Annotated in this window: 28 protein-coding genes; 5 read left to right on the top strand and 23 right to left on the bottom strand. The window is 70.3% G+C overall.

The window, feature by feature from the left end; translation table 11 throughout:
* Positions 1-14 precede the first annotated feature (14 nt).
* From HQQ85_RS15350 to HQQ85_RS15340, 3 genes are all read left to right on the top strand, one after another.
* On the top strand, positions 15-950 hold the full coding sequence (locus HQQ85_RS15350) for an ABC transporter ATP-binding protein (protein ID WP_271206501.1): 936 nt from the start codon (positions 15-17) through the stop codon (positions 948-950).
* Positions 947-1,771: an ABC transporter ATP-binding protein gene (locus HQQ85_RS15345; RefSeq protein WP_173183380.1), complete on the top strand. Its 825-nt coding sequence runs from the start codon at positions 947-949 to the stop codon at positions 1,769-1,771. Before HQQ85_RS15350 ends, HQQ85_RS15345 begins: the two co-directional genes overlap by 4 nt.
* A 68-nt stretch (positions 1,772-1,839) precedes the next feature.
* Positions 1,840-2,310, top strand: a complete 471-nt coding sequence (locus HQQ85_RS15340; RefSeq protein ID WP_173183379.1) for a hypothetical protein — start codon at positions 1,840-1,842, stop codon at positions 2,308-2,310.
* A 107-nt stretch (positions 2,311-2,417) separates the two neighbouring features.
* Here the strand turns inward: HQQ85_RS15340 and HQQ85_RS15335 are convergent, their stop codons facing one another.
* From HQQ85_RS15335 to groES, 3 genes are all read right to left on the bottom strand, one after another.
* Entirely contained in the window at positions 2,418-3,776 is a 1,359-nt protein-coding gene (locus HQQ85_RS15335; RefSeq protein ID WP_173183378.1) for an ABC transporter substrate-binding protein, read from the bottom strand.
* Positions 3,777-3,931: 155 nt separating this feature from the next.
* Positions 3,932-4,837, bottom strand: a complete 906-nt coding sequence (gene rarD / locus HQQ85_RS15330) for an EamA family transporter RarD (RefSeq protein ID WP_173183377.1) — start codon at positions 4,835-4,837, stop codon at positions 3,932-3,934.
* A gap of 108 nt (positions 4,838-4,945) precedes the next feature.
* On the bottom strand, positions 4,946-5,242 hold the full coding sequence (gene groES / locus HQQ85_RS15325) for a co-chaperone GroES (RefSeq protein WP_173183376.1): 297 nt from the start codon (positions 5,240-5,242) through the stop codon (positions 4,946-4,948).
* 140 nt (positions 5,243-5,382) lie between these two features.
* Here groES and HQQ85_RS15320 point away from each other — a divergent pair, with 140 nt between their 5' ends.
* Complete coding sequence (locus HQQ85_RS15320) at positions 5,383-6,570, top strand: class I SAM-dependent methyltransferase (RefSeq protein WP_173183375.1); 1,188 nt, start codon at positions 5,383-5,385, stop codon at positions 6,568-6,570.
* Positions 6,571-6,604: 34 nt separating this feature from the next.
* On the opposite strand, the gene HQQ85_RS21695 is transcribed toward HQQ85_RS15320, so the two are convergent.
* The 10 genes from HQQ85_RS21695 to glmS all read right to left on the bottom strand — a co-directional run bounded on the left by HQQ85_RS21695 (position 6,605) and on the right by glmS (position 14,974).
* Positions 6,605-7,147: a DUF4190 domain-containing protein gene (locus HQQ85_RS21695; protein ID WP_173183374.1), complete on the bottom strand. Its 543-nt coding sequence runs from the start codon at positions 7,145-7,147 to the stop codon at positions 6,605-6,607.
* A gap of 95 nt (positions 7,148-7,242) precedes the next feature.
* A complete protein-coding gene (locus tag HQQ85_RS15310; RefSeq protein WP_173183373.1) occupies positions 7,243-7,527 on the bottom strand; it encodes a DUF4190 domain-containing protein in 285 nt (94 codons plus the stop codon).
* 93 nt (positions 7,528-7,620) lie between these two features.
* The gene (gene tsaD / locus HQQ85_RS15305; RefSeq protein ID WP_173183372.1) at positions 7,621-8,688 is read right to left on the bottom strand and encodes a tRNA (adenosine(37)-N6)-threonylcarbamoyltransferase complex transferase subunit TsaD; all 1,068 of its coding nucleotides are present in this window, start codon (positions 8,686-8,688) and stop codon (positions 7,621-7,623) included.
* Positions 8,685-9,173, bottom strand: coding sequence for a ribosomal protein S18-alanine N-acetyltransferase (gene rimI / locus HQQ85_RS15300; protein ID WP_371741926.1), 489 nt, complete (start codon positions 9,171-9,173; stop codon positions 8,685-8,687). The genes tsaD and rimI overlap by 4 nt, the downstream gene beginning before the upstream one ends.
* Positions 9,170-9,781, bottom strand: coding sequence for a tRNA (adenosine(37)-N6)-threonylcarbamoyltransferase complex dimerization subunit type 1 TsaB (gene tsaB, locus HQQ85_RS15295; RefSeq protein ID WP_173183371.1), 612 nt, complete (start codon positions 9,779-9,781; stop codon positions 9,170-9,172). The genes rimI and tsaB overlap by 4 nt, the downstream gene beginning before the upstream one ends.
* Before the next feature lie 63 nt (positions 9,782-9,844).
* Positions 9,845-10,315 (bottom strand): tRNA (adenosine(37)-N6)-threonylcarbamoyltransferase complex ATPase subunit type 1 TsaE, encoded by a 471-nt coding sequence (gene tsaE, locus HQQ85_RS15290; RefSeq protein ID WP_173183943.1) that lies wholly within the window; start codon positions 10,313-10,315, stop codon positions 9,845-9,847.
* A gap of 158 nt (positions 10,316-10,473) precedes the next feature.
* Positions 10,474-11,622, bottom strand: a complete 1,149-nt coding sequence (alr, locus tag HQQ85_RS15285) for an alanine racemase (RefSeq protein WP_173183370.1) — start codon at positions 11,620-11,622, stop codon at positions 10,474-10,476.
* Complete coding sequence (gene alr, locus HQQ85_RS15280; protein WP_173183369.1) at positions 11,619-12,764, bottom strand: alanine racemase; 1,146 nt, start codon at positions 12,762-12,764, stop codon at positions 11,619-11,621. Before alr (HQQ85_RS15280) ends, alr (HQQ85_RS15285) begins: the two co-directional genes overlap by 4 nt.
* Positions 12,761-13,120: a holo-ACP synthase gene (locus HQQ85_RS15275; RefSeq protein ID WP_173183368.1), complete on the bottom strand. Its 360-nt coding sequence runs from the start codon at positions 13,118-13,120 to the stop codon at positions 12,761-12,763. The genes alr (HQQ85_RS15280) and HQQ85_RS15275 overlap by 4 nt, the downstream gene beginning before the upstream one ends.
* Positions 13,121-13,126: 6 nt before the next feature.
* Positions 13,127-14,974, bottom strand: coding sequence for a glutamine--fructose-6-phosphate transaminase (isomerizing) (gene glmS / locus HQQ85_RS15270; RefSeq protein ID WP_173183367.1), 1,848 nt, complete (start codon positions 14,972-14,974; stop codon positions 13,127-13,129).
* Positions 14,975-15,078: 104 nt separating this feature from the next.
* On the opposite strand from glmS, the gene coaA reads away from it, so the two are divergent.
* Positions 15,079-16,026: a type I pantothenate kinase gene (gene coaA, locus HQQ85_RS15265; RefSeq protein WP_173183366.1), complete on the top strand. Its 948-nt coding sequence runs from the start codon at positions 15,079-15,081 to the stop codon at positions 16,024-16,026.
* A gap of 33 nt (positions 16,027-16,059) precedes the next feature.
* On the opposite strand, the gene glmM is transcribed toward coaA, so the two are convergent.
* From glmM to infA, 10 genes are all read right to left on the bottom strand, one after another.
* A complete protein-coding gene (glmM, locus tag HQQ85_RS15260; protein ID WP_173183365.1) occupies positions 16,060-17,424 on the bottom strand; it encodes a phosphoglucosamine mutase in 1,365 nt (454 codons plus the stop codon).
* A 26-nt stretch (positions 17,425-17,450) separates the two neighbouring features.
* Positions 17,451-17,936 (bottom strand): 30S ribosomal protein S9, encoded by a 486-nt coding sequence (rpsI, locus tag HQQ85_RS15255; RefSeq protein WP_173183364.1) that lies wholly within the window; start codon positions 17,934-17,936, stop codon positions 17,451-17,453.
* A gap of 50 nt (positions 17,937-17,986) precedes the next feature.
* Complete coding sequence (rplM, locus tag HQQ85_RS15250) at positions 17,987-18,433, bottom strand: 50S ribosomal protein L13 (protein ID WP_173183363.1); 447 nt, start codon at positions 18,431-18,433, stop codon at positions 17,987-17,989.
* A gap of 163 nt (positions 18,434-18,596) precedes the next feature.
* A complete protein-coding gene (locus HQQ85_RS15245) occupies positions 18,597-19,481 on the bottom strand; it encodes a tRNA pseudouridine synthase A (RefSeq protein WP_173183362.1) in 885 nt (294 codons plus the stop codon).
* Between the two features lie 68 nt (positions 19,482-19,549).
* Positions 19,550-20,110, bottom strand: coding sequence for a 50S ribosomal protein L17 (gene rplQ, locus HQQ85_RS15240; protein WP_173183361.1), 561 nt, complete (start codon positions 20,108-20,110; stop codon positions 19,550-19,552).
* 59 nt (positions 20,111-20,169) lie between these two features.
* Positions 20,170-21,159: a DNA-directed RNA polymerase subunit alpha gene (locus HQQ85_RS15235; protein ID WP_173183360.1), complete on the bottom strand. Its 990-nt coding sequence runs from the start codon at positions 21,157-21,159 to the stop codon at positions 20,170-20,172.
* Between the two features lie 174 nt (positions 21,160-21,333).
* Complete coding sequence (gene rpsK, locus HQQ85_RS15230; protein ID WP_173183359.1) at positions 21,334-21,732, bottom strand: 30S ribosomal protein S11; 399 nt, start codon at positions 21,730-21,732, stop codon at positions 21,334-21,336.
* A 31-nt stretch (positions 21,733-21,763) separates the two neighbouring features.
* Positions 21,764-22,141, bottom strand: a complete 378-nt coding sequence (gene rpsM / locus HQQ85_RS15225; protein WP_171703640.1) for a 30S ribosomal protein S13 — start codon at positions 22,139-22,141, stop codon at positions 21,764-21,766.
* 127 nt (positions 22,142-22,268) lie between these two features.
* On the bottom strand, positions 22,269-22,385 hold the full coding sequence (gene rpmJ / locus HQQ85_RS15220) for a 50S ribosomal protein L36 (RefSeq protein WP_066041129.1): 117 nt from the start codon (positions 22,383-22,385) through the stop codon (positions 22,269-22,271).
* Between the two features lie 82 nt (positions 22,386-22,467).
* Positions 22,468-22,689, bottom strand: a complete 222-nt coding sequence (gene infA / locus HQQ85_RS15215) for a translation initiation factor IF-1 (protein WP_022883252.1) — start codon at positions 22,687-22,689, stop codon at positions 22,468-22,470.
* Positions 22,690-22,766: the final 77 nt, after the last annotated feature.

The raw sequence follows: 22,766 nt of genomic DNA, 5'->3' as shown, positions 1-22,766 counted from the left end.
CGCCGGCCTCCGGCATCCCGACCACGCACCCGCTCGTCAAGGGCGAGGTGGGTCCCGGATGCGCGAAGGTCGACCCCATCGTCATCGCCGACAGCGTGACGCGGCAGTTCGGCGGCCTCAAGGCGGTCGACGTCGATCACCTCGAGATCCCGCGCGGCAAGATCACCGCCCTGATCGGCCCGAACGGCGCCGGCAAGACGACCATGTTCAACCTGCTGACCGGCTTCGACAAGCCGAACACGGGCACGTGGGAGTTCGACGGCAAGTCGCTCGCGGGCGTTCCGGCCTTCAAGGTGGCGCGCTCCGGCATGGTGCGCACCTTCCAGCTGACGAAGTCGCTCGGCCGGCTGAGCGTGCTGCAGAACATGCTGCTCGGCGCCACCGGCCAGAAGGGCGAGAAGCTGTTCGCCTCGCTCATCCGCCCGATCTGGAAGAAGCAGGAGGAGGAGAACACGGCGCGTGCCGACGACCTCCTCGCCCGCTTCAAGCTCGACGCGAAGCGCGAGGACTACGCGGCCTCCCTGTCGGGCGGTCAGCGCAAGCTGCTCGAGATGGCGCGTGCGCTGATGTCGAAGCCCCAGCTGATCATGCTCGACGAGCCGATGGCCGGTGTGAACCCGGCGCTGACGCAGTCGCTGCTCGGCCACATCAAGAACCTCAAGGAGGACGGCACCTCGGTGCTGTTCGTCGAGCACGACATGCACATGGTCATGCACATCTCGGACTGGGTGGTCGTGATGGCCGAGGGCCGCGTCGTGGCCGAGGGCCCGCCCGAGACCGTCATGAAGGACCCGGCCGTGATCGACGCCTACCTCGGCGCCCACCACGACACCGACCTCGGCGACCTCATGGAGGACGGCCCGAACCCGGTGCTGGAGGCCGAGCGCAAGGCGCACGAGGCGCACCCGGAGGCCGAGACGACCGGCTATGGCGAGAAGGACAAGGCATGAGCGACGTAGGCCCCAACGAGCACAACGACTCCGAGAGCACCCTGTCGGCGGAATCGGCGACGACCCACACCCTCGCCCCGACCGACCGTGGCGAGGCCGTGCTGCGCACCGAAGACCTCGTGGGCGGCTACCTGCCCGGCGTGAACATCCTGAACGGATGCACGATCGAGGCGTTCCCGGGGGAGCTGATCGGCATCATCGGCCCGAACGGCGCCGGCAAGTCGACCGTGCTGAAGGCGATCTTCGGCCAGATCAAGATCCGCGGCGGACGCGTGGTGCTGAAGGGCGAGGACATCACGGGCCTCAAGGCCAACAAGCTCGTCTCCAAGGGCGTCGGCATGGTGCCGCAGAACAACAACGTGTTCCCCAGCCTGACGATCGAGGAGAACCTCGAGATGGGCCTGTTCCAGAAGCCCTCGATCTTCTCGGAGCGCTTCGACTTCGTCACGACGCTGTTCCCGGAGCTCGGCAAGCGCCGCAAGCAGCGCGCGGGCTCGCTCTCGGGCGGTGAGCGGCAGATGGTGGCCATGGGCCGTGCGCTCATGATGGAGCCGTCGGTGCTGCTGCTCGACGAGCCCTCGGCCGGCCTCTCCCCCGTACGTCAGGACGAGACCTTCATGCGGGTGCACCAGATCAACCGCGCGGGCGTCTCGGTGATCATGGTCGAGCAGAACGCCCGGCGCTGCCTGCAGATCTGCGACCGCGCCTACGTGCTCGACCAGGGCAAGGACGCGTACACCGGCACCGGCCGCGAGCTGATGAAGGACCCCAAGGTCATCGAGCTCTACCTCGGCACGCTGGCGGCCGACCAGGGCCACTGACGCGGCACACGCGATTAGGCAATAACTGCTCACGAGGGTGGGCATCGACCCGGACGTAGTCTCGGTCGGTGCCCACCCTTCTCGTTCCCCCGCTCGTCGTCACGCCCCTGATTGCCCGTGGTCGCCGGGAGGCCCGCCTCCGCACCTTTGCGGCCGCCAACGGGCTCGTCTACGACCGGCGGGCGCCCGGTGCGCCCGCACAGGGCGCCCTTTTCCAGCTCGGCCACGAACAGCGCACCTTGCGGCGCTTCCGCGGCTCCTGGGGCGGCCGGCGCTTCGAGGTGGGCAACTTCGTGCTGCGCACGCAGCCGGGGCGGCGGTGCTGCGAGGTGACGACGGGATACCTCATCCTCGGGCCGCTGCCCGTTCCGGGAGCCGCGCAGTCGTGGTGCCGGCAGGCGCCGCCCGGTGTGCTCCCGACCACGCATGTCGAGCGCAGTGCCGACACCGTCGTCGCGCACACCCTCGACCCGCTCGACTTCGCCGATCCCGGCACCTGGGAGCTCGTTCAGACGCTCAGGGTGCAGCTGGCCGGCTGACCAGCTGGCCAGCTGACCAGGCTCCGCCGCCGGCAGCGAGGCCGAGCGCCCCGGAACGCCGAAAGGCCCGGCCCCCCGAGGGGAACCGGGCCTTCCGTCTGGGGCGACTAGCCTGCCAGCGAGCCGAACTCGACGTTCAGCGGCGAGTAGGTGCTGTCCTTGCCGTACTGGTAGATGCCGATGTACGCCTCGGTCGGGTCGCCGTTCTCATCGAAGGTGATGGGCCCGGAGACGCCGTCGTAGTCGATGTCGGTGCCCGCAGCGAGCAGGTCGGCGCACTCGGAGAAGCTGGTGCACTTCGTGCCGCCCTCCGAGACCGCCTGCATGTTCGCCTGGATGACCGGACCGGTGGCGGAGCCGCCCGCGACGGCCGCGAGGGCCATCAGGTTGACCGCGTCGTAGGACTCGGCGCCGTAGCTGAAGTCCTTCAGGTCGGGGTTCACACCGAGCAGCTTCGCCTTGAAGGCGTCGTCGGCCAGCACGCCGGGCAGGGTGCCCTTCGCGCAGTTCAGCACGCCTTCTTCGAAGTCGGCCGAGTAGTCGGCGAGGTTGCCGTCGACGAAGTAGACCTTGCTGCCGTCGAAGCCCTTGGTTCCGACGAGCTCGGGGATGATGACCTTGGTCTGGTCGAAGGCGATCAGCGCGATGGCGTCGGGGTCTTCGGCCACGACGGCGTCGATCTGGGCGCTGAACTGGCTGTCACCCTCGTTGAACGCCTCGGAGGCGACGACGGTGCCACCGGCGGCCTCGACGGCCTTGGAGACGTTCTCCTCCAGGCCCGAGCCGTAGGCGTCGTTCAGGTAGATGATGCCGACGTTGGTCGCGCCGTCGTTGACGATCAGGTTGCCGAGCACGCGGCCCTGCAGAACGTCGGACGGTGCGGTGCGGAAGTAGTAGCCGCCGTCGGAGTAGGTCGAGAAGTCGGGCGAGGTGTTCGCCGGCGACACCTGGACGACCTGCGCACCGGTGACCTGGTCGATGAAGGTGAACGAGACACCCGACGACGCGGCGCCGACGATGCCGGCGACGCCCTGGCTGAGCAGGTCGGTGGCCGACTGGGTCGCGATGTCGGTGGTGGTGTCACCCGAGTCGCGGTGGATGACCTCGGCGTTGCCGCCCAGGATGCCCGACGCGGACGCGTTGATCTCGTCGATGGCGAGGTCGACACCGGCGATCTCGGGCGGGCCGAGGTAGGCCAGCGAGCCCGTGGTCGGCAGGATCGAGCCGAGCTTGAGCTTGGTCTCGCGGGTCTGAGCCGTCTCGGGTGCGACGGGCGTGATGTCGGCCGCTGCGGTCGCAGCGTCGGGGCCGCAGAGTGCTGCCGCCGCGGTGGTCTCTCCGCCGTCGCTCGCGGGCGTCGACGCGCACGAGGCCAGCAGCAGGGCCGTGGCGCTGAACGCGGCTACGCCGGCAACGATCGAGAGGGGCTTCGAGCGCGAGGCCGTGGCCTTCGCAAATACGCTCATGGTGCTCCTTATGTGAATGTGTGCAGTTTCTCGGCAGACTCGAAGAATCGGCCGTTCCATCACGCTATGCGGTGATCGGCACCGGAACAATACGCCCGTGTTACAGGCGTGTAACACAGGACAATCGTTATCTCGCGGTGACCTGGGGAGCGCTCTCAGCGCCGGGCCGCCCGGGCCATGTCGACGATCAGCACCAGCACCGCGACCCAGACGACGGCGAAGCCCGCCCAGCGCTCGGGCGGCATCGGCTCGTGCAGCACGAACACCCCGATGGCGAACTGCAGGATGGGCGCCACGAACTGGATGAAGCCCACGTAGGCCAGCGGCAGCCGCCGAGTCGCCGAGGCGAACATGAGCAGCGGCACGGCGGTGGCGACGCCCGAGAGCAGCATCAGGCCGGTGTGCACCGGACTGACTGTGCCGAAGACGAGGCCGCCCGGCAGCATCGAGACGACGATCAGCTGCACGGTCGCGAGCGGGGCGAGCCACGCGGTCTCCAGGGAGAGTCCGCTGACCGCGTCCACCCGGGGGCCGACGTGCTTCTTGACCAGGCCGTAGGTGCCGAAGGAGGCCGCCAGCACGAGGGCGAGCCACGGCACCGTGCCGTGCCCGACGGCCAGCACGAGCACGGCGACGAGGCTGATGCCGATGGCGGCCCACTGGAGCATCCTGAGCTTCTCGCGCAGTACGAGCACGCTGAGCAGCACGGTGACGATCGGGTTGATGAAGTAGCCGAGCGAGGTCTCGACGACCTGGCCCGAGAGGGTGCCGAGGATGTAGGTCTGCCAGTTGATGTAGATCAGCAGGCCTGCGAGCGCCATCAGGAACAGCAGCCGGGGCTGCCGGGCGATCGCCAGGAAGGGCCGCCAGCCGCGCGTCACCGTGAGCAGCAGGGCGCAGAACACCAGCGAGAACAGGATGCGCCAGGCGACGATCTCGAACGCCCCGGCCGGCTGCATGAGCAGGAAGTAGAGGGGGAAGACACCCCACAGCACATACGCCCCGACGGCGTAGAGCAGACCGGAACGGAAGGTCAGCGCGGGGGCGGAACGGTCGGGCACCGCGTCAGCCTACCCCTGCGCCGCGACCCGCGGAGGCGGCTGTCGGCCCGGGAACGACAGAACCCCGGATGGCCAGGCCACCCGGGGTTCTGCGTGAAGAAGGATGCGTCAGCGGACGACGACCGCGAGCACGTCGCGGGCCGAGAGCACGAGCAGGTCTTCACCGCCGTACTTCACCTCGGTTCCGCCGTACTTGGAGTAGATGACCTTGTCGCCGACGGCGACGTCGAGCGGGATGCGGTTGCCGTTGTCGTCGATGCGGCCGGGGCCGACGGCGACGACTTCGCCCTCCTGGGGCTTCTCCTTGGCGGTGTCAGGGATGACGAGACCGGAAGCAGTGGTCTGCTCAGCTTCGACCTGCTTGATGACGATGCGATCCTCGAGCGGCTTGATGGAGACCGACACGGTTGACCTCTTCTTTCTCAGTTACAAAAACGTCTGGTTAGCACCCTCACTCCGAGAGTGCTAAGTCGAGTTTAGAGGCTTCATTGGCACTCCCGCAACGCGAGTGCCAACAATCGGCCCGCGCTTGGTAGCGTGGCCGGATGGACTCCGCCGAGCTGTCGCTGCTCTTGACCACGGAGGGGCTCCGGCTCGTCGACTCCCTTCCCGAGTACTCCGCGAAGGGCGCGGTGCAGCAGGTCGCCGCCCTGCGCAAAGCGGGCCACTCCCCCGAGCTGGTCGCCGCCGCGCTCACCCAGTCGCGGCTGCGGCAGAAGGCCAGGGCCAAGTTCGGCGGCTTCGCCCACCGGCTGCTCTACACCCAGGCCGGCCTCGAGCAGGCCACCCGGCTCAAGGTCGCCGCCCTGCACGCCGGCCGCTTCCGCGACGCCGGCGTGCGGCGGGTGGCCGACCTCGGCTGCGGGCTGGGGGCGGATGCGCTGGCCATCGCCGCCCTCGGCATCCCCGTGCTCGCCGTCGAACGCGACGAGGTCACCGCCGCGCTGGCCGCCTACAACCTCGCCGCCTTCCCCGACGTCGAGGTGGTGCACGCCGACGCGGAGAGCGTCTCGCTCGAGGGCGCCGACGCGGTCTACCTCGACCCCGCCCGGCGCACCGCGGGCACCGGCGAGACCTCGCGGCTCACCCGGCCCGACGACTACTCGCCCTCGGTCGGCTTCGCGTTCGGGCTCGGCGAGCGGATGCCCGTGGGCGTCAAGCTCGGACCGGGCTTCGATCGCGAGCAGATCCCGGGCTCCGCCGAGGCGCAGTGGGTCTCGGTCGACGGGCAGCTGGTCGAGATGGGGCTGTGGTTCGGGGCGCTCGCCCGCTCCGGGGTGCGGCGCTCGGCGCTCGTGGTGCGCGAAGGCGGATCGGCCGAGCTGACCGCCGCGGCCGACAGCGTGGACGCGGAGGTGCGGCCGCTCGGGGAGTTCGTCTACGAGCCCGACGGCTCGATCATCCGCGCCCGGCTGATCGGAGCGCTGGCCGAACGCCTCGGTGCGGGAATGCTCTCGGCCGGTATCGCGTACCTGACGGCCGATTCGGTCGTCGAGACACCCTTCGCGGCGGCCTTCCGCGTGCGCGAGCGGCTGCCGGCGAGCGAGACGGCGCTCAAGCGGGCGCTGCGGGAGCGTCGGATCGGCACGCTCGAGATCAAGAAGCGCGGCGTCGACGTCGACCCCGCCGCTCTGCGCACGCGGCTCTCGCTGAAGGGCGCGGAGTCGGCGACCCTCATCCTCACCCGGGTCGACGGCGCGCACGAGGCGCTGCTCGTCGACCGGGTGGGCTGAGGGCTCGCCGCGTCGCTCGGCCGGCTCGAGCGGCCTAGTAGTAGGTGCCCGAGGTGCCCGCGATCGCGATCGCCAGCACCACGAAGACGATGTAGAAGATCACGAGCAGCACGCCGAGACCGGTGAACACGTAGCTCAGGATGAGGCCGGCCTTCGCGAGCCCCCGCCCCTGCTCGCCGGTGCGGTCGATCTGCTTCAGGGCGATGTGGCCGGTGACGATGCCGGCGATCGAGAACACGAACGCCAGGATGATCGTGATGATCGCGAGCGTGTTCATCGGCGGCGTCGCCGGAGCCTGGTAGCCGTAGTACGGCTGCTGCTGCTGGGGCGGGTAGCCGGGGGGCGGGGTCTGCTGGCCGTAGCCCTGCTGGGGCGCCTGGCCGTAGGCGGGCGGCTGGTTCTGGGCGTAGCCCTGCACGGGCGGCTGCGACTGCTGCGGCGGCGGGGCCGACTGGTAGCCGCCGACGGGCGGCTGAGGGGCCTGCGAGGCCTGGGAGTTCTGCGGGGCCGGCGGCACGGGAGGTGCGACGGGCGGGACGGGCGGTTCTCCGGCGGCCGGAGGGGTGGTGTCGCTCACGGAGGGACCCTTTCGTGTGGCGGCAGGCCGGCGGCGCTGCCTGGATCGTTAACAGAGTAGGCGCAGGCAGCCGGGAGCCGCCTGCGCCCGACGACTCAGTAGGTGGTGACCGTGCCCTGGCTGGCCGCGACCGCGAAGATCACGATGAACAGCACGATGTAGAACACGATGGTGACGGCGCCGATGATGATGGCGGCCAGCGCGAGGCCGCGGCCCTTCTCACCGGTCTTCTTGATCTGGCTGAGCGCGATCGCGCCGAGCACGATGGCGATGACGTTGAACGACAGCAGCGAGATCACGAAGGCGACGATCGCGAGGACGTTCCACTTCTGCTCGGCGACGGGGCCGGCGGCGTAGGCGGGAGGGGTGGGGTTCGTCACGAGGGGCTCCAAGGTTGCCGATAGACAGGGACGGCACTATCGTGGCGTGGCCGTGAGAATCTGTCAATCTCGGTATCGCGGGACGACGCGCGTTCAGCTCGCCGACGGCAGCTCGTCCACCTGGATCTCGGTGACCGGCAGCGTCGAGTCGGCGCCGAAGCCGAGGCCGCTCGGCCGGTGCCCCGCCGCGACGAGCTGGGCGCCGAGAGCCGCGATCATGGCGCCGTTGTCGGTGCAGAGCGACAGGGGCGGGATGCGCAGCTGCACGCCCTGGGCCGCCGCCCGTTCGGCGGCCGCCTCCCGCACGCGCGCATTGGCGACCACGCCGCCACCGAGCAGCAGTCGCGGGATGCCGAGGTCGGCGCAGGCCCGGAACGCCTTCGTCAGCAGCACGTCGACGACCGCCTCCCGGAAGCTCGCGGCGACGTCGGCCACGGGCACCTCCTCGCCGGCGTCCTGCGCCTTCTCGACCCAGCGGGCCACGGCGGTCTTGAGGCCGGAGAACGAGAAGTCGTAGCGGTGCCGCTCGAGGTCCTTCGGCAGCATCAGCCCGCGGGGGAAGCGGATCGCCGCCGGGTCGCCGCCCACGGCCGCGCGGTCGATCTGCGGCCCGCCCGGGTAGGGCAGCCCCAGGATGCGCGCGACCTTGTCGAAGGCCTCCCCCGCGGCGTCGTCGATGGTCTCGCCGAGCAGCTCGACGTCGCCGACCAGGTCGCGCACGACGAGCAGCGAGGTGTGTCCGCCCGAGACGAGCAGCGCCACCGTCGGGTACTCCAGCGGCGCGGCGTCGAGCACGTCGGCGCCGACGTGCCCCACGAGGTGGTTCACGGCGTACAGCGGCTTGCCCGTCGCGACGGCGAGCGCCTTGGCCGCCCCGACGCCCACCATCAGTGCGCCGGAGAGCCCGGGGCCGCTGGTCACGGCGATCGCGTCGAGCTCGTCGAACCCGACGCCCGCCTCGGCGAGCGCCGCCTCGAGCGCGGGGTTGATCGCCTCGAGGTGCGCGCGGGCGGCGACCTCGGGCACGACGCCGCCGTAGCGGGCGTGCTCGTCCATCGAGGAGGAGATGACGTTGGCGAGCAGCGTGCGCCCGCGCACGATCCCGATGCCGGTCTCGTCGCAGGAGGTCTCGATGCCGAGCACCACGGGCTCGCGGGTCATGCGCTGGTCCTTCCGGCGGGGCGGCCGAGCTCGGCCCGCATCACGACGGCGTCGACGCCGTCGGGCTGGTAGTAGTTCGGGCGCACGGCGATGTCGTCGAAGCCGAGCGAGCGGTAGAGGCCGTGGGCGACGGGGTTGTCGGCGCGCACCTCGAGGAAGATCTGGCGGGCGCGGCGCCGGCCGGCCTCGGCCATCAGCTCCGTCATCAGGGCGCGCCCGAGGCCGTGGCCGCGGTCGGCGGGGTCGACGGCGATGGTCTGGATGTCCGCGTCGGAGGATCCCGCCGGGCAGAGCAGCCCGGCGTACCCGGCGAGGCCGCCGTCCGCACGCACCGCGACGAGGTAGTGGCAGAACGGGCTCGCGAGCTCGCGCTGCATCGAGTCGCGCGACCAGGCGTCGGACGTGAACGACGACTCCTCGAGCGCCATGATCGCGTCGAGGTCGTCCTCGGTGGCCGGCCGCAGCACGGCTGCCGCGTCGGTCACCGGGTCACCCGCTTGCGCGCCCCCGGCACCGTCACGTCGGGCGAGCGCAGGTAGAGCGGCTCGGTGTACTCCACCGGCAGCCCGGCGGTCCGGCGGATGAGCGCCGCGCGGCCGAGGGCTCCGGCCGACACCTGGGTGGCGTCCACCCGCTCGAAGTCGGGGTAGGGCAGTTCGTCGGGGCGGCAGAGTCCGGGGCCGTCGGTGCGGGAGGCTCCGTCGGAGCGGAGGTCATAGCTCGACCAGTAGAGCTCGCGGCGGCGCGCATCCGTCACCACCAGCAGCGGACCGCGGGTGCCGGCCGACCACTCGTCGAGCGCCACCGCGTCGTGGCTGACGGCGGGGGTCAGCGGTCGCCCGATGCCGAGCGCGAAGGCGCGGGCGGCCGCGATGCCGACCCGCAGCCCGGTGAACGGACCCGGTCCCATGCCCGCCACGACCTCGTCGATGCGCTCGGGGCCGACGCCGGCCTCATCGAGCACACCGGCGATCATCTCGCCGATCACCTCGGCGTGGCGCATCGTGTCCTCGGTCGCGCGCTCGGCGACCACGAGGTCCACGTCGACCACGGCGACCGACGTGCCGGCAGAGGTGTCGATGGCGAGAAGCACCCCCCGAGCCTAACGCGCCCCGTCGATGCGGCGACCGGATGCCCGGCAGCACCTGTACTGGGACTAGGCCCAGCTCGCCCCGACCGCCGCCAGCGTCACCTGTCGGGGCTCGATCGGCTCGGCCCCCTCCTCGAGCGCTGAGGACTCGGAGTCGTCAGCGCCACCATCGGACTTGGCACCCGCGCCGTGCGGCCGGTCGATCGTGATCGACAGCCACGACTCGGCGAGCGCCTCGATCAGCCCGGCGCCCCACTCCACGACGACCACCGCGTGCTCGAAGTCGATGTCGAGGTCGTCGAGCTCGAGCGCGCTGCTCAGCCGGTACGCGTCGACGTGCACCAGCGGCGCTCCCCCGACGAGCGACGGATGCGTGCGCGCCAGCACGAAGGTCGGGCTCGTCACCGGTCCGCGCACGCCGAGGCCCTCGCCGAGACCGCGGGTGAACGTGGTCTTGCCCGCCCCCAGGTCGCCGGTGAGCAGCACCAGATCGCCCGCGCCGAGGCGTCGCCCGACCTCGACGCCGAACGCGTGCATCCGCTCGGGATCGCCGATGGTGAGGGCTGCCGCACCCGGGCCGGGGAGCGCGACGCCGGAAGCATTCGCAGCGCCCGGACCACCCGCACCACCCGCATCGCCCGGAACCCCGACGGCGCCGACCGCGGCCGCCAGCTCGGCGAACCGCCCCGCCCCGCTCATCGCCCGGCTCCGCCCGGCGCGCCCTCCACGTGCACCCGCTCGACGCGGGCGCCGATGCGCGCCACGATCTCGTCGCCGATGGTGTCGGCGAAGCCCGCCCACTCCTCGGCCGTCGGCTCGCCGCGGTCGCCCTCGCCGAAGACGACGACCTCGTCGCCCGGCTCGACCTGGTGGTCGCCCACGTCGACGACGAACTGGTCCATAGCGATGCGCCCGGCGATGGGGTGCCGCCGGCCGTCGATCCAGACCGAGGCGCGCCCGCTCGCGATGCGCGGGATGCCGTCGGCGTAGCCCAGCGGCACGAGCGCCAGCGTCGTCTCGCCCTCGGTGCGGTAGGCGAAGCCGTACGAGACGCCGTGCCCCGCGGGAACGCGCTTCACCGACGCCACGGGGGCGGTCAGCGTCATGACGGGACGCAGCCCCAGGTCGCGAGCGCTCTGGTCGTCGAACGGCGACACCCCGTAGGCCGCGATGCCGAACCGCACCATGTCGAGCCGCGCCTCGGGCATGCGGATGCCCGCCGAACTCGCCGCGAGGTGCAGCTTCTCGAAGCGGGCGCCCAGCCCCTCGGCGACCTCGACCGCGCGGCGGAGCTTGCCGAGCGCGACACCGTCGTCCTCGGGCGAGGCGTCGGCGAGGTGCGACCAGGCCGCGTAGAGCTTCACGGCTCCTGCGCGGTCATGCTCGAGGGCCGACGTGACGAGTGCCGGCCAGTCGGCCTCGGTGGCTCCGTTGCGGCTGAGTCCGGTGTCGATCTTGAGGTGCACGCGGGGGGCGACGGATGCCCGGGCCGCCGCGATGGCGTCGAGCTGCCACACCGCCGAGATGCCGAGGTCGATGTCGGCCTCGGCCGCCTCGCCGAACAGGGCGTCTGGATCGTGCATCCAGGCGAAGATCGGCGCCGTGATGCCGGCCTCGCGCAGCGCCAGCGCGGCCGGGATGTCGAGCACGGCGAGCGAGCTCGCGCCCGACTCCAGCGCGGCGCGGGCGAGCGGCACCATGCCGTGCCCGTACGCGTCAGCCTTGACGGCGAGCATCGTCTCGGCCGGCTTCGCCAGCTCGGACAGCGTGCGCACGTTGTGCCGGAACGCGCCGAGGTCGATCACCGCACGTCGCGCCGGAACCGCGCCCGAGTGCTCGCTCATGACTCCACCCTCTGCACGCGCCGGCCGAGCCGGGTGACGATCTCGTAGTTGATGGTCGAGGCGGCCTCGGCCCAGTCGTCGGCCGAGGGGAAGCCCTCCGCCGGGTCGCCGAGCAGCACGACCCGGTCGCCGACGGCAACCTCGTGCTCGCCGAGGTCGACGACGAACTGGTCCATCGCCACGCGCCCGACGATCGGATGCACCCGGCCGTCGACCCAGACGCTGCCCGTGTTCGACACGTGCCGCGGGATGCCGTCGGCATAGCCGAGCGGCACCAGGCCGAGCCACGAGTCGGAACTCGGCCGGTAGGTGTAGCCGTACGACACCCCCGTGCCGGCGGCCACCCGCTTCACCGAGATCAGCCGGCTCTCCACGCGCATCGCGGGCACCAGCCCGAGGGCGGCCGAGTCGGCGTCATCGTAGGGCGACAGCCCGTAGAGCCCGATTCCGAGCCGCACGAGGTCGAGCCGCGTCTCGGGCAGCCGCAGCGCCCCGGCGGTCGACGCAAGGTGACGGATGCGCGGCTGCAGTCCCGCCGCCCGCGCCAGCGCGGTCGCCTCCTCCAAGGCCGCCAGCTGGGCGCGGTCGGCGTCGGGACCCGTGTTGGACAAGTGGCTGAACAGGCCCTCGACCCGCACCCGCCCCTCGGCCTCGAAGCCCCGAGCCGTCTCGAAGAACTCCGCCCAATCGGCGCGCGCGGCGCCGTTCCGGCCGAGCCCCGTGTCGATCTTGAGGTGCAGCACCGCGGGCGACCCGGCGGATGCCGCCTCGGCGGCCCGCTCGAGCTGCCGCCGCGTGCTGATGCCGAGGGTCACGCCGCCCTCGACGGCGCTCGAGAAGTCGGGGTCGGCGTCGTGCAGCCATGCCAGCACGGGCGCGTCGATGCCGGCGGCTCGCAGCGCGAGCGCCTCGGCCACGTCGGCCACGCCGAGCATCGTCGCTCCCCCGTCCAGCGCGGCACGGGCGGCACGCTCGGCGCCGTGCCCGTACCCGTCGGCCTTCACGACCGCCATCACCGCGGCCGGCGCCACGAGCTGCGCCACCGTCTCGGCATTCCGCCGCAGCGCATCCACGTCGATGTGAGCGCGCCGGAGTGCGGGTACGGGAGCGCCCGACCCGTCAGCCGTCGCCGGCGCGCTCACGCCGCACCGCTCTCGGCGACGACGAACGCCATCGCGTTCCCGCCGTCGTGCGTCATGCTCAGGTGCAGGTGCGCGGCCCCGAGCTCGGCGAGCGCCGCGGCGACTCCGCCGGCCACGGCGAACGCCGGGTTGCGGTCGTCGTTCGAGACGATCTCCATGTCGTGCCAGCGGAACTCGGTCGAGTGCCCGACCGCCTTGATCAGCGCCTCCTTGGCGGCGAAGCGCGCCGCGAGCGATCGCACCGGGAGCCCGCGCTCCCCCTCGGTGAACAGCCGTTCGCGCAGCCGCGGCGTCTTCTCGAGGGCGCGCTCGAAGCGGGCGACGTCGACCAGGTCGACTCCGACTCCGACGATCACGACGGCCTACTCGACCGTGACCGACTTGGCGAGGTTGCGCGGCTGGTCGACGTCGAGCCCCTTCGCCGTCGCGAGCTCCATGGCGAACAGCTGCAGCGGGATGACCGTCAGCAGCGGCTCGAACAGCGGTGCCGCGAGCGGGATGCGGATGACCTCGTCGGCGAACGGCAGCACGGCCACGTCGCCCTCCTCGGCGATCGCGAGGATGCGGGCGCCGCGGGCGCGGATCTCCTGGATGTTCGACACGACCTTGGCGTGCAGCGAGTTCGGGTCGCGCGGGCTCGGCACGATGACGAAGACCGGCTGGCCGGGCTCGATCAGGGCGATCGGGCCGTGCTTCAGCTCTCCGGCGGCGAAGCCCTCGGCGTGGATGTACGCCAGCTCCTTGAGCTTCAGCGCACCCTCGAGCGCGATCGGGTACCCGACGTGACGGCCGAGGAACAGCACGGCGCGGCTGTCGGACATCCACTTCGCCAGCTGCGTGATCTCGGCGCCGTTGCCGAGAACCTGCTCGATCTTGGCCGGGATGCTCTGCAGCTCGGCGAGCTGGTGCGCCGCCACCTCGGGGTCGAGCGTGCCGCGCACCCGGGAGAGGTGCAGGCCGAAGAGGTAGAGCGCGGTGATCTGGGCGACGAACGCCTTCGTCGAGGCCACGGCGACCTCGGGCCCGGCGTGCGTGTACACCACGGCGTCGGACTCGCGGGCGATCGTGGCACCCTGGGTGTTGCAGATGGAGAGCGTGCGGGCACCGTTCGCGATCGCGTACTTGACGGCCATCAGCGTGTCCATGGTCTCGCCCGACTGGCTGATCGACACCACCAGGGTGCGTTCGTTCAGCACCGGCTCGCGGTAGCGGAACTCGTGCGAGAGCTCCACCTCGACGGGCACGCGGGCCCACTTCTCGATGGCGTACTTGCCGACGAGCCCGGAGTAGCTGGCCGTGCCGCAGGCGATAACGATCACGCGGTCGATGCCGGCGAGCATCTCGTCGAGGCCTTCGAGCTCGGGCAGAACGACCTGGCCGTCGACCACGCGGCCGAGGATCGTGTTGGCCACGGCCTCCGGCTCCTCGCTGATCTCCTTGGCCATGAAGCTCGACCAGCCGCCCTTCTCGGCGGCCGACGCGTCCCACGACACCTCGAACTCGTGCGTCTCGACGGGCTCGCCGTCGAAGTCGGTGACGGTGACCTCGTCGGCGGTGATGACCACGATCTGGTCCTGGCCGATGGCGAGGGCGCGGTGGGTGTGCTCGACGAACGCCGCGACGTCGCTGCCGAGGAAGTTCTCGCCCTCGCCGAGCCCGATCACGAGCGGCGAGTTGCGGCGGGCGCCGACCACGACGCCCGGCTCGTCCTGGTGCACGGCGAGCAGGGTGAAGGCGCCGTCGAGGCGCGAGACCACGCGGCCGAGCGCTGCGGCCAGACCGCCGCCGGCCTCGTACTCGCGGCCGAGCATCTTGGCCGCCACCTCGGTGTCGGTCTCGCTGTCGAAGACGAAGCCGTCGTCGAGGAGCTCCTGCTTGAGGCCGGCGAAGTTCTCGATGATGCCGTTGTGGATGAGCGCGATGCGGCCGTCGGCCGAGAGGTGCGGATGCGCGTTGACGTCGGTCGGGCCGCCGTGCGTCGCCCAGCGGGTGTGCCCGATGCCCGTCTGGCCGTCGGCCATCGGCGAGGCCTCGAGGTCGTCGGCGAGCACGGCCAGCTTGCCGGCGCGCTTGCGGGTCGACAGCGTTCCGTCGACGCCGATCACGGCCACTCCGGCGGAGTCGTAGCCGCGGTACTCGAGCCGGCGGAGGCCCCCGAGGAGCACCTCGAGACTGCTGTTGCTGCCGACGTAACCCACGATTCCACACATGGGTCCGAGTGTAACCGAGGCCACCGACGCCACCCTGACAGCGGCACCCAGCAGAGGCTGCGGGTGCCGCCGCCGGGCTCGGGACGGTGCAGAATAGGAGTCCTATGCCCGATTCCGCTTCGACCGGCCTCGCGCAGTTCAGCCCCTTCACCGAGTTCGACCGGGCGCACTGGGCGGCTCTGGCGCCGTCGACCCCGCTGCCGCTCTCCGAGACCGAGATCGTGCAGCTCCGGGGTCTCAGCAACCCGCTGAACCTCCGTGAGGTCGACGAGGTCTACCTGCCGCTGGCGCGCCTGATCAACCTCTACGCCACGAGCGCGAAGCAGCTGCACCGCTCGACCACCGACTACCTCGGCGAGATCTCGAAGAGCACGCCGTTCGTCATCGGCATCGCGGGTTCCGTGGCGGTGGGCAAGTCGACGACCGCGCGCCTGCTCCGCGAGCTCCTGGCCCGCTGGTCGGACACGCCCCGGGTCGAGCTCGTCACCACCGACGGCTTCCTGCTGCCCAACGCCGAACTCGAGCGGCGCGGGCTGATGCAGCGCAAGGGCTTCCCCGAGTCGTACGACCGGCGAGCGCTCCTCCGCTTCGTCACCGCCGTGAAGAGCGGCAACCCCGAGGTGCGCGCTCCCTTCTACTCCCACCTCAGCTACGACATCGTGCCCGAGGCGCAGATCGTCGTGCGCCAGCCCGACATCCTCATCGTCGAGGGCCTGAACGTGCTGCAGCCGCCGGCGAGCAACCGCCTGGCGGTGAGCGACCTGTTCGACTTCTCGGTCTACGTGGATGCCCGCACGAACGACATCGCCGACTGGTACGAGACCCGTTTCATGGCCCTGAAGGACGGCGCCTTCGCGAACCCGAAGTCGTACTTCCACCGCTACGCGAGCCTGTCCGACGACGAGGCGCGTCAGACGGCCCGATCGATCTGGCGCTCCATCAACCTGCCGAACCTGCTCGAGAACGTGCTCCCGACGCGTTCCCGCGCCACCCTCGTGCTCCGCAAGGACGCCGACCACCGCGTCAGCAAGGTGCTCCTCCGCAAGCTCTGAGCTCCTCCTCGCGAGTCGCCGAGTGGTCGGGGGCTAGAGGGAGCGCTCGACGCCCGTCGAGAGGCGCTGGCGCACGACCTCGGCGAGCGACTCCGCGATGCGGTCGGCCGTGGCCTGGTCCCCAGCCTCGACCATCACGCGCACGAGCGGCTCGGTGCCCGAGGGGCGCAGCAGCACGCGGCCGGTCTCGCCGAGATCCGCCTCGGCCTCCGCCACGGCGTTCGCGAGCACGGCGTCGTTCGACACCCCGTCGCGGTCGACGCCGCGCACGTTCACGAGGGTCTGCGGGTAGACCTTCATGACGGCCGCCAGCTCGGCCAGGCTCTTGCCGGTCGCGGCCATCCGGCTCACCAGCTGCAGGCCGGTGAGGATGCCGTCTCCGGTTGTGGCGTGGTCGGCGAAGATGATGTGGCCCGACTGCTCGCCGCCGAGGCTGAGGCCTCGTTCGTTGATGGCCTCGAGCACGTAGCGGTCGCCCACCCGCGTCTCGAGCATCGTGATGCCGTGATGCGCCATGGCGACCTTGAGGCCGAGGTTCGACATGACGGTCGCCACGAGCGTGTTCTCGCGCAGCTGGCCGCGGTCGGCCTGGGCCAGCGCGAGGATGGCCATGATCTGGTCGCCGTCGATGACGTTGCCGTCGGCGTCGACCGCGAGGCAGCGGTCGGCGTCGCCGTCGTGTGCGATGCCGACGTCGGCACCCGCGGCCACGACCGCCTCGGCGAGCTGGCCGAGGTGCGTCGAGCCGACGCCGTCGTTGATGTTCATGCCGTCGGGATCGTTGCCGATCACCGTGATGCGTGCCCCGGCCTGGTTGAAGGCCTCGGGCGAGACGCCGGCGGCCGCACCGTGGGCGCAGTCGAGCACGACGTGCAGGCCGTCGAGCCGGTGCGGCAGCGTGGTCAGCAGGTGCACCACGTAGCGGTCCTCGGCGTCGGCGAAGCGCCTGATGCGGCCGATGTCGCCGCCGAGTGGGGTGAGCTGCGGATGCCCGAGCGCCGCCTCAATGGCGATCTCGATGTCATCCGGCAGCTTCTTGCCCCCGGCGGCGAAGAACTTGATGCCGTTGTCGGGCGCCGGGTTGTGGGAGGCCGAGATGACGACGCCGAAGTCGGCGCCGATGTCGGCGATCAGGAACGCGGCCGCCGGGGTCGGCAGCACTCCGGCGTCGAGGACGTCGACGCCGGAGCTCGCGAACCCCGCCGAGACGGCGGCCGCGATGAAGTCACCGGACTGACGGGGGTCGCGGGCGACCACGGCGACCGGTCGTCGACCGGCATCCCGGGCCGCGGCACCAAGGACACGGGCGCCTGCCTGCGCGATGCGCAGGGCGAGGTCGGCCGTGACGTCTTGGTTCGCGAGCCCACGCACCCCATCGGTGCCGAAAAGGCGAGCCATAGGCTAAGCGTAGAGCCGAAGAGCGATCAGCGCTTCGAGAACTGCGACGCCTTACGGGCCTTCTTGAGACCGGCCTTCTTGCGCTCGATGACGCGGGCGTCACGAGTCAGGAAGCCCGACTTCTTGAGCTGAGCGCGGTTGTTCTCGCGATCGATCTCGTTCAGCGCACGCGCGATGGCGAGGCGGAGGGCGCCGGCCTGGCCGGAGGGGCCACCGCCGGTGATCTTCGCGACGACGTCGTAGGAGCCGATCAGGTCGAGCACTTTGAAGGGGTCGGTGATCAGCTGCTGGTGCAGCTTGTTCGGGAAGTAGTCCGCGAACTCGCGGCCGTTCACCACGAGGGTGCCGGCGCCGGGAACGAGGCGCACGCGGGCGATGGCCTGCTTGCGACGTCCCACGGCTGCGCCGGAGACGTTGAGGACGGCACGGGGGGCGCGGGGCGCCTCGTCGGCCGGGGTTTCGGTGGAGTAGCTCTCGGGAGCCACGTCAATCTGATCTGCGATCTTCGCCACGGTACTGATGAGTCCTTTGTTGTCTGAGTCTGCTGAACGAACGCGGGACGCTACTGGGCGACCTGGTCGAGGATGAAGGGGGTCGGCTGCTGCGCCGCGTGGGGGTGCTCGGGGCCTGCGTAGACCTTGAGCTTGCGGAACTGGTCGCGACCGAGCGAGCTCTTCGGCAGCATGCCGCGGATCGCCTTCTCGACGGCGCGCTCGGGGTTCTTCTCGAGCAGCTCGGCGTAGCCGACGGCGCGGAGGCCGCCCGGGTAGCCGGAGTGGCGGTAGGCCTTCTTCTGGGCCAGCTTGGAACCGGTGAGCGCGACCTTGTCGGCGTTCACGATGATGACGAAGTCACCCATGTCCATGTGCGGGGTGAAGGTGGCCTTGTTCTTGCCACGGAGGATGGTGGCCGCGTGGGTGGCCAGACGGCCGAGCACGACGTCGGTGGCGTCGATGACGACCCAGCTGCGCTGGACCTCGCTGGCCTTGGGGGTGTAAGTGCGCGTCACAGTAGTGCTGCTTTCTTGTTCGAGTGAGGAGTTCGTGAATCCCGCTCCGGTGGGTCTTGCGAACTGGATCAGACGCAAGGCAGCCGATGGAGGGCTCAACTTCGGGTGAACGGCACGAGGCGCAGACACCAAAGATCAAGAATAGGCGATACCACCCACCCGGTCAAATGAGCTCGCGACGCGCCCTCGTCCGTTCGGCCCGCCCGGCCAGCTCGGCGGCCTCGGGATAGCCCACCTCGGTGAGCACGAGCCCCTTGGCCGGCATGACGAGGAAGGCCCCGGTGCGCATCCGCTCGTCGCGCAGCCGCACCAGTTCCTCACCCGTCAGCGAGCCGTCGCCGACCGACACCGTGCCCCCCACCAGGGAGCGCACCATGCTGTGGCAGAACGCGTCGGCCTGCAGGGAGGCGACCAGCACGCCGTCGGGGTCGCGCCGCCAGGTGAACGACTGCAGGGTGCGGATCGTCGTCGAGCCCGCCCGCGGCTTGCAGAAGGTCGCGTAGTCGTGAAGGCCCAGCAGCGCCCGCGCGGCCGCATCCATCGCGTCGAGGTCGAGGGCGGTGGGATGCCGGACCGTCGTCCTCCGCAGCAACGGGTCCCGGCGGCCGTCCACGTCGCTGACGCGGTACTCGTACCGTCGCCACACCGCCGAGAACCGCGCGTCGAAGCCGGACGGGGCGATCGTCGACCCCAGCACCACCACGTCGCTGTCGGCGCCGAGGATGCCGTTTATCCGCTGCCCGAGGAGCGCGGCGAGGGCCGAGGGCTCCATGCTGCGGGCGTCGTCACCCCGGCGGCGGAGGCTGCGGAGCTGGGCGTCGTTCAGGTCGACGTGCGCCACCTGCCCGGAGGCGTGCACCCCCGCATCCGTTCGCCCGGCGACCCAGAGGTGCGGCGCGGGCGGGTAGCGGCGGAGCAGGGTGGCGAGCACCTCCTCGAGCACGCCCTGCACGGTGCGGAGGCCCGGCTGACGCGCCCAGCCGGAGAAGTCGGTGCCGTCGTAGGCGATGTCGAGGCGGAGCCGCCACTCCCCCGTCGTCGAATCCACGGCAGCCAGTCTACGACGAAGGCCCCGCCACCCTTGCGGGTGCGGGGCCTTCGAGAGGGGGTGGGAGCCTACTTGGCGTCCTTCTCCTCGGCAGCGGGCGCCTCGTCGGCAGCGGCCTCGGTCGACTCCTCGGCCGGAGCCTCGGTGGTCTCGTCGGCAGCGGCGTCGGTGGTGGTCTCCTCGGCGGGAGCCTCCTCGACGACCTCGGCCTCGGGCTCGGCGGCGGCCGGAGCCGCGGCGGCAGCCGGCTTGTTCGAGCGCTTCGGGGTGACGGGCTCGAGCACGAGCTCGATCTGCACCATCGACGCGTTGTCGCCCTTGCGGAAGCCGAGCTTCGTGATGCGGGTGTAGCCGCCGTCGCGCTCGGCGACGAGCGGAGCGATCTCGGTGAAGAGCTCGTGCACGACCGACTTGTCGCCGATCACGCCGAGCACGCGACGACGGGCGTGGAGGTCTCCACGCTTCGCGAAGGTGATCAGGCGCTCAGCGACGGGGCGGAGGCGCTTGGCCTTCGTCTCGGTCGTCTTGATGCTCTTGTGCGTGAACAGGGCGGCAGCCAGGTTGGCGAGGAGCAGGCGCTCGTGCGCCGGTCCGCCACCGAGACGGGGTCCCTTGGTTGGCTTGGGCATTTCTTATCTCCAGAGGTGAGTCAGGTGTTCAGGTGAGTCGGGGCGGGCGAACGAGCGTCTCAGACGCTCTCGTCGTCGTAGCCGCCGTAGAAGTGGGCGCCGTCGAAACCGGGGACGGTGTCCTTCAGCGAGAGGCCCAGCTCGACGAGCTTGTCCTTCACCTCATCGACCGACTTCTGTCCGAAGTTGCGGATGTTCATCAGCTGCGTCTCGGAGAGGGCGACCAGCTCCGAGACGGTGTTGATGCCCTCGCGCTTGAGGCAGTTGTACGAGCGCACCGACAGATCGAGGTCCTCGATCGGAACGGACAGCTCGGACGAGAGCACGGCGTCGACCGGCGCGGGGCCGATCTCGATGCCCTCGGCCGCGGTGTTCAGCTCGCGGGCCAGGCCGAACAGCTCGGTCAGCGTGCGGCCGGCCGAGGCGATGGCGTCGCGCGGGGTGATCGCCGGCTTGGTCTCGACGTCGACCACGAGACGGTCGAAGTCGGTGCGCTCACCGGCACGGGTGGCCTCGACGCGGTAGGTGACCTTGAGCACGGGCGAGTAGATCGAGTCGATCGGGATCTGACCGGCCTCGGAGAACTCGCTGCGGTTCTGGGTCGCCGAGACGTAGCCGCGGCCGCGCTCGATGATCAGCTCGAGCTCGAACTTCGCCTTGTCGTTCAGCGTGGCGATGACCAGCTCGGGGTTGTGGATCTCGACACCGGCCGGAGCCTGGATGTCGGCCGCGGTGACCTCGCCCGACGCGTGCTTGCGCAGGTAGGCGGTGATCGGCTCGTCGTGCTCGCTCGAGACGACGAGGCCCTTCACGTTCAGGATGATCTCGGTGACGTCTTCCTTCACACCGGGGATCGTGCTGAACTCGTGCAGCACGCCGTCGAGGCGGATGCTCGTGACGGCAGCGCCGGGGATCGAGGAGAGCAGCGTACGGCGGAGCGAGTTGCCGAGGGTGTAACCGAAGCCGGGCTCGAGCGGCTCGATGATGAACCGCGAACGGAACTCCGAGATGTTCTCTTCGGTGAGAGTGGGGCGCTGTGCAATGAGCACTGTTATTCCTTTCGGCTGAGCGTCCGCTATATGACGCTCAAGTAACGAGGTATTGAGTTGTGAGAAAGGACGAAGAACGTGCCGAAGCCCCGGGCTGGAAGCCCGCTTCAGCACCTACGCCGAGTCCCGCGGGCGTCCGTCAGGACGCCCGCGGGATTCGAGGCGCAATGAGCGCTAGACGCGGCGGCGCTTGGGCGGCCGGCAGCCGTTGTGCGCCTGGGGGGTCACGTCGTTGATCGAGCCCACCTCGAGGCCGGCGGCCTGGAGCGAGCGGATCGCGGTCTCGCGGCCGGAGCCGGGGCCCTTGACAAAGACGTCGACCTTCTTCATGCCGTGCTCCTGCGCCTGGCGGGCGGCCGACTCGGCGGCGAGCTGTGCGGCGAACGGGGTCGACTTGCGCGATCCCTTGAAGCCGACGCCACCCGAGGAGGCCCAGCTGATGACGGCACCGGTCGTGTCGGTGATCGACACGATGGTGTTGTTGAAGGTCGACTTGATGTGGGCCTGGCCCACGGCGACGTTCTTCTTCTCTTTCTTGCGCGGCTTGCGAGCAGCCGACTTGGGGGTTGCCATAATTCTCTCCTGGTCCTGTCAGTCGGCGCGCTTAGCGGCCGGCCTTCTTCTTGCCGGCGACGGTGCGCTTCGGGCCCTTGCGGGTACGAGCGTTGGTCTTGGTGCGCTGACCGCGGACGGGCAGACCCTTGCGGTGACGGACACCCTCGTAGGAGCCGATCTCGACCTTGCGGCGGATGTCGGCGGCGACCTCGCGGCGGAGGTCACCCTCTACCTTGTAGTTGCCCTCGATGTAGTCGCGGAGAGCGACGAGCTGGTCGTCGGTGAGGTCTTTGACGCGGATGTCGCCCGAGATCTCGGTGTCGGCGAGGGTCTTCAGCGCGCGCGTGCGGCCGACCCCGTAGATGTACGTGAGGGCAACTTCCACGCGCTTGTCGCGGGGGATGTCAACTCCTGCTAGACGTGCCATTGTGGCTATCTCCTGGTGATGTGTGGAGGTCTGTGACAGTGAATGTGCTCCGGCCTCCGACCGAAGGTGTCCGCCGCCCGGCTCTCACCGGGCGGCTTCTGACACTGCCATTTAGGGGTGGTACTACTTAGCCCTGGCGCTGCTTGTGGCGCGGGTTGCTCTTGCAGATGTTCATCACTCGGCCGTTGCGGCGGATGATGCGGCAGTGCTCGCAGATGGGCTTGACGCTGGGGTTGACCTTCATTGTGATTTCTCTCTTCGCTGTCCTCGTACCCGTCGGAATGCCGTCGGGCCGTTACTTTCCAGCGCTCCTCACGAGGAGGGGCCTACTTGTAGCGGTAGACGATCCGGCCACGGGTGAGGTCGTAGGGGCTCAGCTCCACGATCACGCGGTCCTCAGGGAGGATGCGGATGTAGTGCTGGCGCATCTTGCCCGAGATGTGAGCGAGAACCTTGTGGCCGTTCGTCAATTCCACCCGGAACATCGCGTTCGGGAGGGCTTCGACGACTGCGCCCTCGATCTCTATAACACCGTCTTTTTTGGCCATAGCCTCACTGTCGCTAAAAATAGATTCTGCTGGTCGTGCGAAATCGGCCCACGAAAACGGGCCGAAAACACCAAGGA

This window comes from Herbiconiux sp. VKM Ac-2851 (genome assembly GCF_013205105.1).
GTDB lineage: Bacteria > Actinomycetota > Actinomycetes > Actinomycetales > Microbacteriaceae > Herbiconiux > Herbiconiux flava.
Note: the sequence above shows the minus strand (reverse complement) of the source record. Positions and strands in the feature narration are given on the sequence as shown.

Bases quoted from the DNA above. Each gene is read 5' to 3' on its own strand.
- HQQ85_RS15345 (WP_173183380.1), top strand. From the start codon at position 947: ATGAGCGACGTAGGCCCCAACGAGCACAACGACTCCGAGAGCACCCTG.
- HQQ85_RS15335 (WP_173183378.1), bottom strand. From the start codon at position 3,776: ATGAGCGTATTTGCGAAGGCCACGGCCTCGCGCTCGAAGCCCCTCTCG.
- HQQ85_RS15320 (WP_173183375.1), top strand. From the start codon at position 5,383: ATGGACTCCGCCGAGCTGTCGCTGCTCTTGACCACGGAGGGGCTCCGG.
- tsaD (WP_173183372.1), bottom strand. From the start codon at position 8,688: ATGACCCGCGAGCCCGTGGTGCTCGGCATCGAGACCTCCTGCGACGAG.
- tsaE (WP_173183943.1), bottom strand. From the start codon at position 10,315: ATGCACGCGTTCGGCGTCGAGGTCGGGCGACGCCTCGGCGCGGGCGAT.
- alr (WP_173183370.1), bottom strand. From the start codon at position 11,622: ATGAGCGAGCACTCGGGCGCGGTTCCGGCGCGACGTGCGGTGATCGAC.
- glmS (WP_173183367.1), bottom strand. From the start codon at position 14,974: ATGTGTGGAATCGTGGGTTACGTCGGCAGCAACAGCAGTCTCGAGGTG.
- coaA (WP_173183366.1), top strand. From the start codon at position 15,079: ATGCCCGATTCCGCTTCGACCGGCCTCGCGCAGTTCAGCCCCTTCACC.
- glmM (WP_173183365.1), bottom strand. From the start codon at position 17,424: ATGGCTCGCCTTTTCGGCACCGATGGGGTGCGTGGGCTCGCGAACCAA.
- rplQ (WP_173183361.1), bottom strand. From the start codon at position 20,110: ATGCCCAAGCCAACCAAGGGACCCCGTCTCGGTGGCGGACCGGCGCAC.
- rpsK (WP_173183359.1), bottom strand. From the start codon at position 21,732: ATGGCAACCCCCAAGTCGGCTGCTCGCAAGCCGCGCAAGAAAGAGAAG.
- rpsM (WP_171703640.1), bottom strand. From the start codon at position 22,141: ATGGCACGTCTAGCAGGAGTTGACATCCCCCGCGACAAGCGCGTGGAA.
- rpmJ (WP_066041129.1), bottom strand. From the start codon at position 22,385: ATGAAGGTCAACCCCAGCGTCAAGCCCATCTGCGAGCACTGCCGCATC.
- infA (WP_022883252.1), bottom strand. From the start codon at position 22,689: ATGGCCAAAAAAGACGGTGTTATAGAGATCGAGGGCGCAGTCGTCGAA.